Annotated in this window: 14 protein-coding genes; 6 read left to right on the forward strand and 8 right to left on the reverse strand. The window is 33.9% G+C overall.

Annotation, left to right across the window (positions count from 1 at the left end; genetic code table 11):
- Positions 1–147 precede the first annotated feature (147 nt).
- The 4 genes from QLQ95_RS06635 (at position 148) to QLQ95_RS06650 (ending at position 4,307) form a co-directional block, all read left to right on the forward strand.
- Entirely contained in the window at positions 148–1,467 is a 1,320-nt protein-coding gene (locus tag QLQ95_RS06635; RefSeq protein ID WP_482503124.1) for a GntP family permease, read from the forward strand.
- Positions 1,468–1,471: 4 nt separating this feature from the next.
- Entirely contained in the window at positions 1,472–1,939 is a 468-nt protein-coding gene (locus tag QLQ95_RS06640) for a RidA family protein (RefSeq protein ID WP_482503126.1), read from the forward strand.
- 193 nt (positions 1,940–2,132) lie between these two features.
- Positions 2,133–3,224 carry a D-TA family PLP-dependent enzyme gene (locus QLQ95_RS06645; RefSeq protein ID WP_482503128.1) on the forward strand — a complete coding sequence of 364 codons (1,092 nt, stop codon included), beginning with the start codon at positions 2,133–2,135 and terminating at the stop codon, positions 3,222–3,224.
- A gap of 12 nt (positions 3,225–3,236) precedes the next feature.
- Positions 3,237–4,307, forward strand: a complete 1,071-nt coding sequence (locus QLQ95_RS06650; RefSeq protein WP_095928366.1) for a dipeptidase — start codon at positions 3,237–3,239, stop codon at positions 4,305–4,307.
- Here QLQ95_RS06650 and QLQ95_RS06655 read toward each other — a convergent pair.
- Positions 4,304–5,080: a DeoR/GlpR family DNA-binding transcription regulator gene (locus tag QLQ95_RS06655; RefSeq protein WP_095928367.1), complete on the reverse strand. Its 777-nt coding sequence runs from the start codon at positions 5,078–5,080 to the stop codon at positions 4,304–4,306. The two genes, QLQ95_RS06650 and QLQ95_RS06655, sit on opposite strands and share 4 nt — an antisense overlap.
- A 157-nt stretch (positions 5,081–5,237) precedes the next feature.
- Between QLQ95_RS06655 and QLQ95_RS06660 the strand changes: the two genes are divergently transcribed.
- Entirely contained in the window at positions 5,238–7,529 is a 2,292-nt protein-coding gene (locus QLQ95_RS06660; RefSeq protein ID WP_482503131.1) for a family 20 glycosylhydrolase, read from the forward strand.
- Between the two features lie 58 nt (positions 7,530–7,587).
- Here the strand turns inward: QLQ95_RS06660 and QLQ95_RS06665 are convergent, their stop codons facing one another.
- The 3 genes from QLQ95_RS06665 to QLQ95_RS06675 are packed head-to-tail and all read right to left on the reverse strand — an operon-like array spanning position 7,588 to position 11,063.
- Positions 7,588–8,334 (reverse strand): succinate dehydrogenase/fumarate reductase iron-sulfur subunit, encoded by a 747-nt coding sequence (locus QLQ95_RS06665; RefSeq protein WP_095928369.1) that lies wholly within the window; start codon positions 8,332–8,334, stop codon positions 7,588–7,590.
- Between the two features lie 51 nt (positions 8,335–8,385).
- The gene (locus QLQ95_RS06670) at positions 8,386–10,386 is read right to left on the reverse strand and encodes a fumarate reductase/succinate dehydrogenase flavoprotein subunit (RefSeq protein WP_095928370.1); all 2,001 of its coding nucleotides are present in this window, start codon (positions 10,384–10,386) and stop codon (positions 8,386–8,388) included.
- An 11-nt stretch (positions 10,387–10,397) separates the two neighbouring features.
- Positions 10,398–11,063: a succinate dehydrogenase cytochrome b subunit gene (locus tag QLQ95_RS06675; protein WP_248728545.1), complete on the reverse strand. Its 666-nt coding sequence runs from the start codon at positions 11,061–11,063 to the stop codon at positions 10,398–10,400.
- A 356-nt stretch (positions 11,064–11,419) separates the two neighbouring features.
- Here QLQ95_RS06675 and QLQ95_RS06680 point away from each other — a divergent pair, with 356 nt between their 5' ends.
- Positions 11,420–12,781, forward strand: a complete 1,362-nt coding sequence (locus tag QLQ95_RS06680; RefSeq protein ID WP_482503134.1) for a hydroxymethylglutaryl-CoA synthase family protein — start codon at positions 11,420–11,422, stop codon at positions 12,779–12,781.
- A 556-nt stretch (positions 12,782–13,337) separates the two neighbouring features.
- On the opposite strand, the gene QLQ95_RS06685 is transcribed toward QLQ95_RS06680, so the two are convergent.
- The 4 genes from QLQ95_RS06685 to QLQ95_RS06700 form a co-directional block, all read right to left on the reverse strand.
- Entirely contained in the window at positions 13,338–13,709 is a 372-nt protein-coding gene (locus tag QLQ95_RS06685) for a hypothetical protein (protein WP_141248116.1), read from the reverse strand.
- A 51-nt stretch (positions 13,710–13,760) separates the two neighbouring features.
- Positions 13,761–14,249, reverse strand: a complete 489-nt coding sequence (locus tag QLQ95_RS06690) for a hypothetical protein (RefSeq protein WP_482503136.1) — start codon at positions 14,247–14,249, stop codon at positions 13,761–13,763.
- 53 nt (positions 14,250–14,302) lie between these two features.
- Positions 14,303–14,851: a hypothetical protein gene (locus QLQ95_RS06695; protein ID WP_428237700.1), complete on the reverse strand. Its 549-nt coding sequence runs from the start codon at positions 14,849–14,851 to the stop codon at positions 14,303–14,305.
- A gap of 101 nt (positions 14,852–14,952) precedes the next feature.
- The gene (locus tag QLQ95_RS06700; protein ID WP_482503138.1) at positions 14,953–15,693 is read right to left on the reverse strand and encodes a LytTR family transcriptional regulator DNA-binding domain-containing protein; all 741 of its coding nucleotides are present in this window, start codon (positions 15,691–15,693) and stop codon (positions 14,953–14,955) included.
- Positions 15,694–15,765: the final 72 nt, after the last annotated feature.

Consider the following 15,765-nt stretch of genomic DNA (forward strand, 5'->3'; position numbering starts at 1 on the left):
CTTATTACTCCTTTATCTCTCAATAATTTTAACATTACAATTGCAAAAAAAATGCAGTTTTTGCAAAAAAAATGCGACATGTGGAATTATTTTATATATTTGGAATTCCAACCACAATTATAACTAACTAAAAACCAACCACCAATCATGAGCATTCTCATACTCACTGCATGCATTATTTTCTTGATTTTACAGATTGCTTGGTTCAAAATTAATCCGTTTATCGCGTTTATCATTACCTCCCTTTTGGCTGCACTTTTTCTTGGTTTGCCAATAGAAACTATTTCACCTGTTTTGCAAAAAGGTCTTGGCGAAATGCTCGGATCTATTACTTTAATTATTGTTTTTGGAACATGTATCGGAAAATTGGCCGTTTCGTCTGGAGCCGCAAATGTCATTGCCAAAACAGTTATGAATTGGACGGGAAGAAAATACGTTCGTTTGGGCTTAATGATTACTGGATTTATAATCGGAATTCCGCTTTTTTATAGCGTTGGATTTGTACTTTTAGTTCCGCTGATTTTTTCTGTTGCACATCAATTTAAATTATCAAAAGTATATTTAGGGATTCCAATGCTGGCTTCGCTTTCTGTGGCACATGGTTTTCTTCCGCCTCATCCTTCGCCAATGGCATTGAGCAGTATTCTAAAAGCAGATATTGGTTTGGTTTTAATTTACGGAATCATAATCGCCATTCCGACCATTTTAATTGCAGGTTTATGGTTTTCAACACGCTTTAAAAACATCAAAACCGAATCGGATCATGAAATTTTAAATGTCGAAGAAATAACGAACGAGGGCAAACTTCCAAGTTTTGGTTTGAGTTTATTCTCTGCCTTATTTCCTGTTTTCGGATTAACGATTACTTCTCTATTACCTTTAATTTCAGATAATGAAAAACTAATCGCTATCTGCAAAATTATTGGAGACCCGAGTATCATTATGCTTTTGTCTCTTCTTTTATGCACTTATACTTTAGGAATTAAAATGAACAGAAGCATGTCATCTGTTATGGACGATTATACACAAGCGATAAAAGATGTTGCTTTAATTGTCCTAATTGTTGGTGGCGCGGGCTGTTTAAAAGAAGTTATGATTGTAAGTGGCGTAAACGAAACCATTGTTGCTACTTTAAACCAAGTCAATATTCATCCGTTTTTATTAGCCTGGATGATGGCCGCCATCATTCGTATTTGTGTTGGTTCGGCAACTGCTGCAGGTTTAATGACTGCGAGTGTTTTATTACCTTTACTACAATCTAATGATCTCGACCCCAATCTCTTTGTACTCTCTGTCGGTGCCGGAAGTTTAATGTGTTCGCATGTAAACGATCCGAGTTTCTGGATGTTCAAAGAATATTTCAACATTAGCCTAAAAGACACTTTTAAATCCTGGACCGTAATGGAATCTTTGGTTTCTGTTTTAGGAATTGTATTTATATTTATTTTAAACGCTTTAATACATTAAAATCATGAGTTTAAATCCGCAAGAAAAATTCGAAAGCCTAGGTTTGTCACTTCCCCCTGCTCCACAGCCTTTAGGAATTTACAAACCCTATTTAGTAGACGGCAAATACTTGTATCTTTCAGGACACGGACCTGTACAAGACGATAAATCATTAATCATCGGACGCATTGGAGAAGATATGGATATTGAAGCAGGAAAATTAGCAGCAAGGCAAGTTGGACTAACCATGCTTTCTACAATCGTAACCAATTTTGGAAGCTTAAGCAAAGTAAAAAGAGTGATCAAAGTTCTCGGAATGGTGAATTGCACATCTGATTTCTTAAAACATCCTTATGTGATTAATGGATGCAGTGAATTATTTGCAGAAGTTTGGGGACAAGAAAACGGAATCGGAGTAAGAAGTGCAGTCGGATTTGGTTCGCTTCCTGATAATATCCCTGTTGAAGTTGAGGCACTTTTTGAATTGCACTAATTTTTTTCTAAAACATTATTTTAAACACTTAGAAACATAGATTCTTATTATTTGAATTTTTAAAGGTTGAAATAAATGAGACAAGTCATTTTCTTATTAATGGAAAGTGAAACGCCTTAAACAGCCTCTAAATCTATGTTTCTATGTGTTTAAATAAACTCAATGTTTTACAACTAGCTAAAAACCATGAACCATGCAAAAGAACTGGTGGGAAATAAAATCCGAAACTCTTATCGACACTCCATTTTTAGCAGTTTACGAAGATCGAGTACGTCAAAATATCGAAAAGTTGATTTCTTATGTGAAAGGCGACACGCAAAGATTGCGTCCGCATATAAAAACACATAAAAATGCCGAAGTTTTAGAGCTTTTTAAAATTTACAACATCAAGAAAATAAAATGTGCCACAATTTCGGAAGCAGAGCTTGCTACAAATCAGCAAATTGAAGACATTCTTTTAGCGTATCAGCCTGTTGGATTAAAAGCGGAAAGATGGATTTCATTAATTAAAAAATTCCCTGAAACTCATTTTTCAACTATTGTAGACAATCTGAAAACAGCTTCGGATTTAAATGAAATTGCCAAAAGAAATAATCTCGTTCTTTCTGTTTATTTGGATTTAAATACAGGAATGAACCGAACTGGTTTTTCGATTTCAGAAAATTGGACTGGGTTAATTGATGCTATTTCACAATTAAAAAATATTCAATTTGAAGGAATCCATATTTATGACGGCCATATAAAAGGAAGTGTTGAAGAACGAAATTTAGAAGCTTCTAAGTCTTTTGAGCAGATTATTAATAAAGCAGAACACTTTAAAATTGTCGCTGGCGGTTCTAATACTTTTCCGTTTTATGCAGCGCAGGAAAATGTAGAATGCAGTCCAGGAACTTTTGTTTTTTGGGATTCGAATTATCAAATTCATTTACCCGAACAAGATTTCAAACCTGCTTTAGTAATCGTTGGAACTATTATTTCTAAACCAACTAAAAACACATTTTGCGTAGATATTGGTTATAAAGCCGTTTCATCTGAAAATCCGATTGACAAAAGATTGACCATTCTAAATGATGAAAATTTGATTCCAACCGCACATTCAGAAGAACATTTGATTCTTGAAAATAAAGGCCAAAACGAATATGAAATTGGCGACATTATTTATGCTGGACCTTATCATGTCTGCCCGACTGTTGCTTTGTACGATAATCTTCAGGCAGTAAACAAAAAACAGCAAATTTACGCGCAATGGCCAGTTGGCGCCCGAGGCCGAAAAAATACTATTTAAATTTTAAATCCTATGTTTATACTAGATGCCCACTTAGATCTCAGCATGAATGCAATGGAATGGAATCGAGATCTGAGAAACGATGTTCCGACTTTACGAAACTTAGAAAAAGGAATGACCGACAAACCAGATCGCGAACGCGCCACGGTTTCTTTTCCTGATCTTAGAAAAGGAAATATCGGAATTGTGGTCGCCACTCAAATTGCACGATTTGTAAAACCTGATAGCATAATTCCGGGGTGGAATTCTCCAGAACAAGCTTGGGCACAAACACAAGGTCAACTTGCGTGGTATAAAAGCATGGAAGAAGCAGGAGAAATGACGCAGATTACAGACAAAAAATCGCTTTTAAATCATTTTAATGTATGGAATGATGGAACTCCAAACGACAAAAAACCAATTGGATATATATTAAGTTTGGAAGGAGCCGATTCTATTATTAATGTTTCTTATCTCGAAAAAGCTTATCATTACGGATTGAGAGCTGTTGGTCCTGCACATTATGGTCCAGGCCGATATGCAAACGGAACGGATGCAACTGGAAAAATGAATCAGAACGGAATTGATTTGTTGAAAGAAATGGAGCGTTTAAATATTATTCTCGATGCAACGCATTTGTGCGACGATGCTTTTTGGCAGGCCTTGAATCATTTTAACGGCGCAGTTTGGGCAAGCCACAACAATTGCAGGGCTTTAGTTGATCATAATAGGCAATATAGCGATGAAATGATCCAAGCTTTAGTTTCAAGAGGAGCCGTTATTGGCGGTGCTTTAGATGCTTGGATGATGGTTCCAAATTGGGAAAGAGGAATTTCTGATCCTAAAAAAATGAATTGCAGCTTAGAAACTGCTTTTCAGCACATGGATCATATTTGCCAGCTTGCGGGAAATGCAAATCATATCGGAATTGGTTCTGATTTGGATGGCGCTTTTGGAACAGAACAATGTCCGTATGATTTAGATACGATTGCTGATTTACAAAAATTGGTTCTGATATTTAAAAATCATGGTTATTCTGATGAAGATTTAAAAAAGATCTTTCATCAAAATTGGATTGATTTTTTAGTAAAACATTGGGATTAGATCACAATCAGACTTGGAACGGCGCTTTTGTATTTCTGTAATTTTTCGTGATTGGGTTCTTCTTCGGTAATTACATAATTCACTTCAGATAAATTAGCAATTTTCATTTTAAGAACTGTATTTAATTTTTCTGTAATAGTCAAAACTGCCGTTTTTTTAGAAGCCTGAATCATTGCTTTTTTTACCTGAACGGTTTCCCAATCAGAATCAGAATAACCGCCGTCTACGTCTAAAGCATTTGTTCCTAAAACCAAAAGATCTGCTTTTATGTTGGCCAATTGATGAAAAGCTTCTCCGCTCACACACATCTGACTATAAGAAGAAATGCTTCCTCCAATCATGATCGTTTTAATATTAGGTTTGTCTAAAAGCTGAACCGCAGTTAAAGCCGTAATCGTAAAAACAGTTAAATTAAGATCGTTTGGAATTAATCGGATGAACTCTCGAATGGTAGTTCCGCCATCAACAATTAAAACCATTCCGTCATGAAGAAGGCCAACCGCTTTTTGTGCAATAACTTGTTTAGCTTCGACAGCATAAGTCTGGTTTGATGAAGAATAGTGATATCCTTTTGTCATGGCGCCGCCTTTTACTTTAATTAAAAGTGCGTCAGCGTCAAGTTCATTAATATCACGACGAACAGTATCTTCGGAAACACCAAGTTTAGCCGAAAGAGTTTCAAAACTCACACGCGTGTGCAAATTGATCTCTTTTAGAATATGATTTTTACGTTCTTCTTTACTGTAATTTAAAACTTCATTTTCAGTGCTCATGCCGATTGTTTTTTTCTAATTACAAAAATAAACATTTCATCAAATAATTCATCGAAACCAAAAGCCGTATTGGCAATAAAAATTTTCAATAAATTAGTTTAAAAGCATTTTAATGTTTTTAAAACTGTTTTTAATAAAAATCTAAAGTTTTTCTCCTATGAAAAAATTCCTTTTTTTATTTTTTGTTCTTTCTTTTTTAAACGGAAAAGCACAAAACTCCCAACAAAACATTTCTATTATCCCCGCTCCAAATTTGTACAAATTGACTGGAGATAGCATTCGGATAAATGGAAAAGTACAGATTAATTTTAAAAATAAAAATTATAGTGAAAAGGAATTAAAATCGGCTAAAATTTTAGAATCAGTATTGAATGCGAAAGCCAATTCGAAAAAATCGAATCTTAAAATTGAATTTGATTCAAGCAAAAATCTTTCGTCAAAAGAAGGATACAAAATTGAAATTACTCCGAATAAAATTACAATTACTGGTCAAGAAGAAGGACTTTTTTATGCCGTTCAATCTTTATTGCAGCTCCTTCCAAACAAAATTTATACTGAAATAAAATTGCCATGCGTAATTATCGAAGATTCCCCTCGATATTCTTACCGAGGCTTACATTTAGACGTCTGCCGTCATTTCTTCTCCGTTGATGTTATAAAAGATTTTATTGCACAAATGGCCAGTTATAAATTAAATAATTTTCATTGGCATTTAACCGACGATCAAGGTTGGAGAATTGAGATTAAAAAATATCCAAAACTAACTGAAATCGGATCGAAAAGAAATCAGACTTTAGTCGGAAATAAATTCGAAAGAACTCCTTTTTTCTTTGACGGAAATCCTTATGGAGGATTTTATAAGCAAGAAGAAATCAAAGAAGTTGTAAAATTTGCCGAAGAGAATTATGTGAATGTAATTCCAGAAATCGAAATGCCAGGGCATGCATCGGCGGCGGTTACTGCTTATCCAAATTTGGCTTGCTTTCCAGATCGAAATTATAAAGTGGTAGAATCTTGGGGTGTTTTTGAAGATGTTTTCTGCGCAGGAAAAGAAGAAACTTTTACTTTTTTAGAGGATGTTTTAACAGAAGTTATGGCTTTGTTTCCAAGTAAAAATATTCATGTGGGAGGAGACGAATGTCCAAAAACAAGATGGAAAGTTTGTCCAAATTGTCAAAAACGAATCAAAGATCTAGGTTTGAAAGACGAGCATGAACTGCAGAGTTATTTCATCAAAAGAATTGAAAAATTCTTGAATGCAAATGGAAGACAGATTTTTGGTTGGGATGAAATTCTCGAAGGCGGACTCGCACCTAACGCAGCTGTTATGTCTTGGAGAGGAGAATCGGGCGGAATTCATGCAGCAAAACTGAAACATCCGGTTGTAATGACTCCAGAAGGAACGGTTTATTTTGATTACAATCAAGGTTATTCGCCAAACGAACCGCTTACCGTAGGCAGATTGAGCACTTTGGATAAAGTGTATCATTACAATCCAACTCCCGTTGATAGTTTATCTGTTGAAGAACAAAAATATATTATCGGAGTTCAAGCCAATCTTTGGTCTGAATATTTAACTAGCCCAGCAAAATTGAATTATATGCTTTATCCGCGTGTTTTGGCTTTAGCAGAAATTGCTTGGACAGAACCAAAAAACAAAGACTACAACCATTTTATTCAAAATCAACTGCCTTATCATTTAGAAAAATTGGAATTTCAAAATAGATTGTATAAAGTTACAACACCTTTTGGTGCTGATGAAACGGCTTTAATTGCATCAAAATATATTTTAGATTTAAAACCAACCATCAAAAACGGAAAGATATTTTATACAATTGATGGTTATAATCCTGATGAAACAGCCAATTGGTATCAAAACCCTGTCACCATAAATATTCCGAAAGGAGAATATCGAATCATCAAAACGATTCAAATTAGCGAAAGCGGCAAAAGAAGTTCTATCAATAAAATCATTGTTCGAAATCCAGATTTAAAACCTGCTTTGAAAATTCAACCTAAAAAGAATGGTTTGAAATATGAATATTTTACTGGGAATTTTTCGCAGGTTCAAGATTTAGAACTTTCAAAACCTGTTTCTTCAGGAATATTAGAAAGCAAAATAAGTGCTGAAAAATGGAAAACGAAATTAGAGCGTTATATAGGCTTAAAATTTAATGGATATATCTTTATTCCAGAAACAGGAAATTATACTTTTTCGACACTTTCAGACGACGGATCGAAGCTTTTTATAGATGATGAGCTCATTGTAAATAATGACAACATTCATTGGGCAAATGAAGCTTATGGCGCTGTTAAAATAGAAAAAGGTTTTCACAAGCTCAACATTAGTTATTTTGACTTAACTGGAGGCACAATTTTAAATTGTTTCATTCAGAAAGAAGGTCAAAAGAAAGAAGAAATAAGCGCTTCGCAATTGTATTATGAATAGAAACAAAAAAACGCTTCCGTCGTAACGGAAGCGTTTTTAAAATATACTAAATTGCGTATTATCCTTTCAAGCTTGCTGCTAAATACTCACGGTTCATACGTGCGATATTTTCAAGCGAAATTCCTTTTGGACATTCTATTTCACAAGCTCCTGTATTTGTACAGTTACCGAAACCTTCTAAATCCATTTGGTGAACCATGTGTAAAACACGATCCGTTGCTTCAACTTTACCTTGTGGCAATAATGCATATTGAGAAACTTTTGCAGAAACGAATAACATTGCTGAAGAGTTTTTACAAGTCGCAACACAAGCTCCACAACCAATACAAGCGGCAGCATCAAATGATTTATCTGCATCGTCTTTGTTAACCGGAATAGTATTCGCGTCGATTGTATTTCCTGAAGTATTTACAGAGATAAATCCTCCTGCGTGTTGAATTCTGTCAAAAGAACTTCTATCAACCACTAAATCTTTAATTACAGGGAAAGCTTTTGCTCTAAATGGCTCGATAAAAATTGTATCTCCATCTTTAAACATACGCATGTGTAATTGACAAGTTGTAACACCTCTGTCTGGTCCGTGCGCTTCTCCGTTGATGAATAAAGAACACATTCCGCAGATTCCCTCACGACAATCGTGGTCAAATGCTACTGGTTCTTCTCCTTTGTTAATTAGACCTTCGTTAAGAACATCTAACATTTCAAGGAAAGACATGTCCGGCTCGATTCCGTCAATAGGATATTCTACAATCCCTCCTTTATCTTGAGCGTTTTTTTGACGCCATATTTTTAATGTAAGTTTCATTTTGTATAAGTATTAAGTATTAAGAAAAAAGTATTAAGACTTTTCTAAATACTATTTATAGCTTCTTTGAACTAATTTAATGTTTTCGTAGTTAAGAGGTTCTTTGTGTAATACTGCATCACTTGGTTTTCCTTTGTATTCCCAAGCTGCAACATATGCAAAGTTTTCGTCATCACGAAGTGCTTCTCCTTCTTCTGTTTGGTATTCCTCACGGAAGTGACCTCCACAAGATTCGTTACGGTGTAAAGCATCTTTCGCGAACAATTCTCCTAATTCTAAGAAATCGGCAACACGAGTTGCTTTTTCTAATTCCTGATTAAATTCGTAAGCGCTTCCTGGCACTTTTACATCTTTATAAAACTCTTCACGTAAAGCAGCAATTTCTTCGATAGCTTCAGTTAAACCTTTAGCGTTACGAGCCATACCTACTTTATTCCACATAATTTTTCCAAGTTTTTTATGGAAATAATCTACAGAATGTTTACCGTTGTTATTGATAAATTTATTGATTTGATCTACAACCGCTTTTTCAGCTTCAACGAATTCTGGCAAGTCTGTAGAAATTTCTCCCATTTTAATATCTGGAGCTAAATAATCTCCGATAGTATATGGCAATACGAAATATCCATCAGCTAAACCTTGCATTAAAGCAGAAGCTCCAAGTCTGTTTGCTCCGTGGTCAGAGAAGTTAGACTCTCCAATAGAGAAACATCCAGGAATTGTCGTCATTAAGTTATAATCAACCCAAGTTCCACCCATTGTGTAGTGAACTGCTGGGTAAATCATCATTGGTGTTGTATAAGGATCTTCGTCGACGATTTTGTAATACATCTGGAATAAGTTTCCGTATTTACTTTTCACGATTGCAGCTCCTAATTTAGTTACCAAAGCAGCATCTTTATCATCTAAACCTTTTACATAAGCATCTTCAGTTCCGTAACGTTTGATAGCTGCTGCGAAATCTAAGTAAACTGCTTCTCCAGTTTTGTTAACTCCAAAACCAGCATCACATCTCTCTTTAGCCGCACGAGACGCAACGTCACGAGGTACTAAGTTACCAAAAGCTGGATATCTTCTTTCTAAGAAATAATCTCTTTCGTCTTCAGATAAATCTGTTGCTTTTTTCTTTCCTTCACGGATCGCTTTTGCATCTTCCAAGTTTTTAGGCACCCAAATACGACCGTCATTACGTAAAGACTCAGACATCAAAGTCAATTTAGACTGGTGATCTCCTGAAACCGGAATACATGTTGGGTGAATTTGTGTGTAGCAAGGATTTGCGAAAAACGCTCCTTTTTTATGAATTTTCCAAGCTGCTGTTGCGTTACTTCCCATAGCATTTGTTGAAAGGAAAAATACGTTTCCGTATCCTCCAGAACCAACTACTACCGCGTGAGCAGAATGTCTTTCTATTTTTCCTGTAATTAAGTCACGAGCGATAATACCTCTCGCTTTTCCATTCACGATTACAATGTCAAGCATTTCGTGACGGTTGTACATTTTAATTTTTCCACGACCAATTTGACGGTTCATTGCAGAATAAGCTCCTAACAATAATTGTTGTCCAGTTTGTCCTTGTGCATAAAATGTACGAGAAACCAAAGTTCCTCCAAAAGAACGGTTATCTAAAAGTCCGCCATATTCACGAGCCAATGGCACCCCTTGAGCCACACATTGGTCAATAATATTACCAGAAACTTCAGCCAAACGATAAACGTTTGCCTCACGAGCACGGTAATCACCACCTTTTACAGTATCGTAAAACAATCTGTAAATCGAGTCACCGTCACCTTTATAGTTTTTTGCTGCGTTGATACCTCCTTGTGCTGCAATAGAGTGCGCACGACGTGGAGAATCTTGGAAACAAAATGCTTTTACGTTATATCCTAACTCTGCTAAAGTAGCCGCAGCCGAACCTCCAGCTAAACCTGTACCAACTACAATAATATCTAAATTACGTTTGTTAGCAGGGTTTACTAAATTAATATGATCTTTATAATTTGTCCATTTGTCCGCTATAGGACCATTTGGAATTTTTGAATCTAATGCCATTATAATTGATATTAATTATTGAAATGATGAAATAAAGCGATAATTACAAAAAGCGCTGGAACTACAACTGCGAACCAGTAACCTACTTTTGATAAAAATCTAGAGTACTTGTTGTGCATCCCTACAGATTGAAGAGAAGATGCAAACCCATGCCACAAGTGGAATCCTAAAAGGATAAATGACACACAGTACAATGCCGTACGAATTGGGTCATGAAATTTGTGAACTAACTCACCATAATACCTCGTAGCATCTGGTGCCGTACCAGCTATATATTTATAGCTAACTTCAGGAAACCAGAAATCATAAAAGTGCAATCCTAAGAAAGCCAAAATAACCAATCCAGAAATAATCATATTTCTAGAACTCCAAGAAGCGTTTGCAGCTCCGTTGTATTTAGCGTACGCAATTGGTCGTGCCGCGCTATTTTGAGCGGTAAGAATAAATCCCATTACAAAATGGAAAATTACTCCGAATGCCAAAACTGGCTGCATTACATATTGTATCAGCGGATTGTATCCCATAAAGTGAGAAGCTTCGTTAAAAACATCTTCACTCAAAATAGAAATAAAATTTAAGGAAACATGCAGCGCTAAAAACGTGATTAAGAATATTCCCGAAAGAGCCATAGCTACTTTCTTTAAGATGGAAGCATTCAATAGTGCAGATTGTGCCATAAGTGTTAAGTAGTTTGTTTTAAAAAATTAGACAAAAATAACTCAATTACAAAAGAACTACAACCATTTCGCTGTTATTTATAATGATTTTAAAATAGCGCAATTCTACGTATTTTTACGTACAAAATTAAAACTGATAAAAAATAATTCACTATAGAAAACCTCAAATCATTGTTTTGTAAAACAGAATCAAGGATTTCGACTCTAAGTAGATTACCAAAAATTTATGATATTATTATTTTATTGGAAGTTTTGATTTGTTTTCTTCAAAAGTGTAGGGTCATCAAAATTTTATCAAAGTAAAAAATTGTCATTCCACAACATAGTTTTACCTTTAGCGGCTCAAAAAAATAAGAATGAAAACAGGAATTGATGCTATTTCATTTGACGTAGCAAACATACATTTACCCATAAAAACTTTGGCTGTTGCCAGAAATATTGAACCCGATAAACTAGAAAAAGGTCTTGGTCTAATAAAAATGACTTTCCCAGACGCACATCAGGATGCGGTTGTTTTTGGAGCAAATGCTTTAACAAAACTTATCATTGATAATAAAATTGACTTAAAAGAAATCAGTCGAATCTATGTTGGTACCGAAAGCGGCATTGACAGTTCTAAACCCATTGCTTCTTATCTAATTAGTTTAATGGAGCAGAAATTTGGTGAAGATTCATTATCAGAATGCGATGTTGTGGATTTTACTTTTGCTTGTATTGGCGGTGTAGACGCTTTGCAAAACTGTCTTGATTTTGTAAAATTAAATCCAAATAAAAAAGCAATTGTAGTTACGTCTGATTTTGCAAAATACGATTTAAATTCTGGAGGGGAATACACACAAGGTGCTGGAGCGGTGGCAATGCTGATTACTGCAGATCCGAAAATTATTGCTTTTGATGATAATTGGGCAACAAGCACAAAAGGTGTTTTCGACTTCTTTAAACCATATAGAACGATTGCTAAAGAAGAAATCACCAAAAACTCCAACAACGATTCTTGGTTTGATAATTTAGAAGCTGAAATTGAAATTCATAAAGATCAGCCAGTTTTTGACGGCCAATATTCAAATCAATGTTATATGGATCGTACGCGAAATGCTTACTTTTCATTCAAAAAATTAAAAAACACAACCGAAACGTTATATAACACTTGGCATAGTATTGTAATGCACTTGCCATATTCTTTCCAAGGAAGAAGAATGTTATCTGAAATCTACGCTTTAGATAGTGCCGAAAAAATTATTGCCGATGATATTGCGCCAGCAGATTATCAGACAAAAATTAAGGACGTATCAAAATCTGATGATTACAGAAGTTTTGTAACAGAGAAATTACAACCTGCCGAATTGGCTTCATCATTAATTGGAAATCTTTACACTGGTTCTATCTTTATGGGATTGTTATCGACTTTGGCTCATTTTTATGATACAAACAAAGAAGTTGCCGGAACTAAATTCGGTTTCTTAGCTTACGGAAGCGGATCGAAATCGAAAGTTTTTGAAGGAACGATCCAGCCAGAATGGAAATCGGCTTTGGAGAATGTAAAGCTTTTTAAAAATTTAGCTGAAAGCGTTGAAATTGATTTCAATACTTACGAAAGTCTTCATAAAAAAGAACAAAAACAAAGCGTAAGAACTCCTAAAAACGAATGGGTTTTAGACAGAATCGAAAAAGAAATTCCTGTTTTGATTGGAGCGAGATATTATAAATGGGTGGATTAAATTCCAATATTTGAAATTCCAAATTCCAAATAAAAACCGAAGCACTTGCTTCGGTTTTTTGTTTTTATACCATACCGTTTGTCATCCTGAGCGAAGTCGAAGGACAAGTTAGTAGCTCTACAAAGATTGATTTTCGTTGCGGAGTTACTTGCGAAGATTTCTCCTTCGTCGAAATGACAAGATTGCGCAAAAAAAACTTTGTCAAAGTTTAAAACTTTGACAAAGGTCACGGCTAAAATTTAAACCGATTAATTATTTAAATTCCAACAAGAAATTCTCTAATTATCTCATTGACATATTTTCTAATTAAAAAATCAATCTTTTTTATGCTGTTCAGTATAATTTTGGTTTCCTTTAATTCTGGTATCTTCCGTATGCATTCCGTTTGCCATTCCTAGCATAAAGGCTGTAATTACGATTATAAATTTTCTTTTTATCCAATTAAGAAGCGGTCGCCTAGATTGCTCCAAGCGAGAATTTTTATTTTGTTTATACATTTTGAAAATGATAAATGATTAGACATTATTGAATCATCTATGCTCAGAAATAAATTTCTTTAAGCGCTGTATAAACTTTTACCGAAGTCTTTTGAAGTGATTATTTCATTTATAAAAACACATTGTTTTATAAATGAAGTTAGGTTTTGATAAAGCAGGTTTTGAAGTTTCAACAATTTCTTGATTTGGAAAGTAAAGACATTTTTGGTTTTGAGAAAATTCAAAACAATTGAAAATCTTATTTCATTCCAAGAAACAGCTTGTCCGAATTTATAAAAACGAGAGCTTTTAAAATTTAATTCTCTTTTTAAAACTACAAACGAAGACTCGTAATACTCTGCCGATTTAGATTGAGAATTTAAAGTACCATCGCCCGCAATCACGACAAAAGTCAGAAAGAGTGCGATTAAGTATTTTATATGTTTTTTCAATTTACTTTTATCAATTTATAAATTACTTGCTTACTTCAATAATCAAAAATATTACTGTTTTGCAATATCGATTTTTGTTTTTAACAAATCATGTAATTTCTTTGTATCATTATTGACCGTTGACCATTCTCCTACTGATTCGTATTCACACATTAAAGTGGTTCGTCTATCTCTTATTTTTACCAAAACATATCCTGCATAACAAGTTGCCATTACATCAGTAAAAACAGGCTTAGATATTATTCGGTGTGCGTATTTGTAAACACTATCTCGTTCTGAAACAGTCATTACAAATATTTTCTTTTGAATCGTATCTAATTTATAAGCGGATGAATAGCCCTTACGCTTCACTTTTTCGTAAATCGCCTCATCAAAAGTTGCTGTATCACTTTTTTTATAAATAACTATTTTTTGATTTTTAGTCTGAATTTCAATATCGTCCCACTGCAAATCCTTATTCTCTTCTTTTTTATTTGAATTACAAGAAAGCATTCCTATTAAAGGCAACATAAAAAAGACAGCAATTGAACGTTTATTCATAATTTTCATAAAATAAAGACAATATACAAATCCTATGTTTAATATTTAGTCTTTCACAATAACTTTTTCTTCTCAAAAAGCAAAAATCCCAATCCGAAAACAAAAACCAGACAACTCAAAAACATATAAATTCCATCTTTCAAAACAAAAAATGAAAATCCAATTGATGCTGAACTCAAAATAATCATTAAAACAATAACAAAATGTGTTTTAATAAAACGCAAAGCATGCATCGTTAAACCAATAAAAAGTAATGAAGGCCCAATTGCAATAAAAGGATAGAAAATTTCTGGTGAATTACTTATTTGATGGCTTAGTGCTTCTTTTGCCATTTCATTATTTCCGTAACTCGACATTACAAAATCAATTGTACAAAGTCCAATGTGTGCGACAACTCCAAAAGCTGTTACAATTGAAGCAAAAAAACTCAAAGTGAATTTCGGAAAAACGTCATTAAATGACAATAACAAACAAGCGCCGATTAAATTAAACCAATGTGCGAGATCAATTGGTTTTTGAAAATTGGGTAAAATTTTAGCAAAGAATAAATAACTGATCAGGAAAAATAATAGTCCAAGCAGGCAAAGATGTTTTGTTTTCATAATTTATTTTTAAAATTGATGAAGCAAAACTAAAATGAAAATTCACCTGAAAGCCTTATTCTACTGACTTAGGCACGAAATGCATTGTTTTAGGTACAAAATTACAATGCCAATAAAACATCTTTATAATTTCTGGAAACTGGAAGTTCTATTTGAGTCAAAATAATGGTGTTTGAATTTCGCCAAGATTTAAAATGCGACGGATTTATTAAATGCGAACGATGAATTTGCACTAAAAAACCAAAATCGTCCTGAACTTTTTTGAGCGAAGATCGAATAAGTTTCGAATGAAGTTTCTCATTTTCCAGATAAAAAATCTCAACATAATTCTGCGCATTCGAAATACAGACTAAATCGGATTTATTGATTTTTAGAATGTCTAATCTGTTTTCGCCTTTAAATATTAAAACATCATCTTTTATTAGAATGAGTTTGATTAAATATCTTCGTGCGAGAATAATCACAGGAGTTATGATTAGAGCGACTTTTATAAAGATTACAGAAAAGAATTCTAAAAAAGTATATCCGCCATTTAAAATTGGGCTTTTATAAAAGGCAAAAACTCCAATTAAATACAATCCATGAAACAGAAAAATGGCTATTATTTCTAAACTAATATTCCACTTCCCTATTCTTTTGTAAAAGTTTTTTTGAATAACAGCTAAAAGACAATAACATAAAAAAGCCATAACACTAAACCCAAAACTGATTAAAAACCACGCTCTGAAATTTATAGTTCCGTCGTCAAAGGGCCTTATAATGAAAGCAAAAACAAAAAGCCATAAACTTATTAGAATGGCAATTACTAAATGATGCTTTATTGATGGATTTAGTTTATACATTCTACTGTTTTTTTTTCACAATCTTGTCATTTCTGTAAAGGTTAGATATTTCGGTAACAAAATTTACCTTTA

The sequence above is a fragment of the Flavobacterium sp. B330r genome (assembly GCF_056824325.1).

Coding starts and splice junctions, on each gene's coding strand:
- QLQ95_RS06655 (WP_095928367.1), bottom strand. CDS start 5,080: ATGAGCACTGAAAATGAAGTTTTAAATTACAGTAAAGAAGAACGTAAA.
- QLQ95_RS06680 (WP_482503134.1), top strand. CDS start 11,420: ATGAAAACAGGAATTGATGCTATTTCATTTGACGTAGCAAACATACAT.
- QLQ95_RS06635 (WP_482503124.1), top strand. CDS start 148: ATGAGCATTCTCATACTCACTGCATGCATTATTTTCTTGATTTTACAG.
- QLQ95_RS06640 (WP_482503126.1), top strand. CDS start 1,472: ATGAGTTTAAATCCGCAAGAAAAATTCGAAAGCCTAGGTTTGTCACTT.
- QLQ95_RS06700 (WP_482503138.1), bottom strand. CDS start 15,693: ATGTATAAACTAAATCCATCAATAAAGCATCATTTAGTAATTGCCATT.
- QLQ95_RS06695 (WP_428237700.1), bottom strand. CDS start 14,851: ATGAAAACAAAACATCTTTGCCTGCTTGGACTATTATTTTTCCTGATC.
- QLQ95_RS06690 (WP_482503136.1), bottom strand. CDS start 14,249: ATGAATAAACGTTCAATTGCTGTCTTTTTTATGTTGCCTTTAATAGGA.
- QLQ95_RS06675 (WP_248728545.1), bottom strand. CDS start 11,063: ATGGCACAATCTGCACTATTGAATGCTTCCATCTTAAAGAAAGTAGCT.
- QLQ95_RS06660 (WP_482503131.1), top strand. CDS start 5,238: ATGAAAAAATTCCTTTTTTTATTTTTTGTTCTTTCTTTTTTAAACGGA.
- QLQ95_RS06665 (WP_095928369.1), bottom strand. CDS start 8,334: ATGAAACTTACATTAAAAATATGGCGTCAAAAAAACGCTCAAGATAAA.
- QLQ95_RS06670 (WP_095928370.1), bottom strand. CDS start 10,386: ATGGCATTAGATTCAAAAATTCCAAATGGTCCTATAGCGGACAAATGG.
- QLQ95_RS06650 (WP_095928366.1), top strand. CDS start 3,237: ATGTTTATACTAGATGCCCACTTAGATCTCAGCATGAATGCAATGGAA.
- QLQ95_RS06645 (WP_482503128.1), top strand. CDS start 2,133: ATGCAAAAGAACTGGTGGGAAATAAAATCCGAAACTCTTATCGACACT.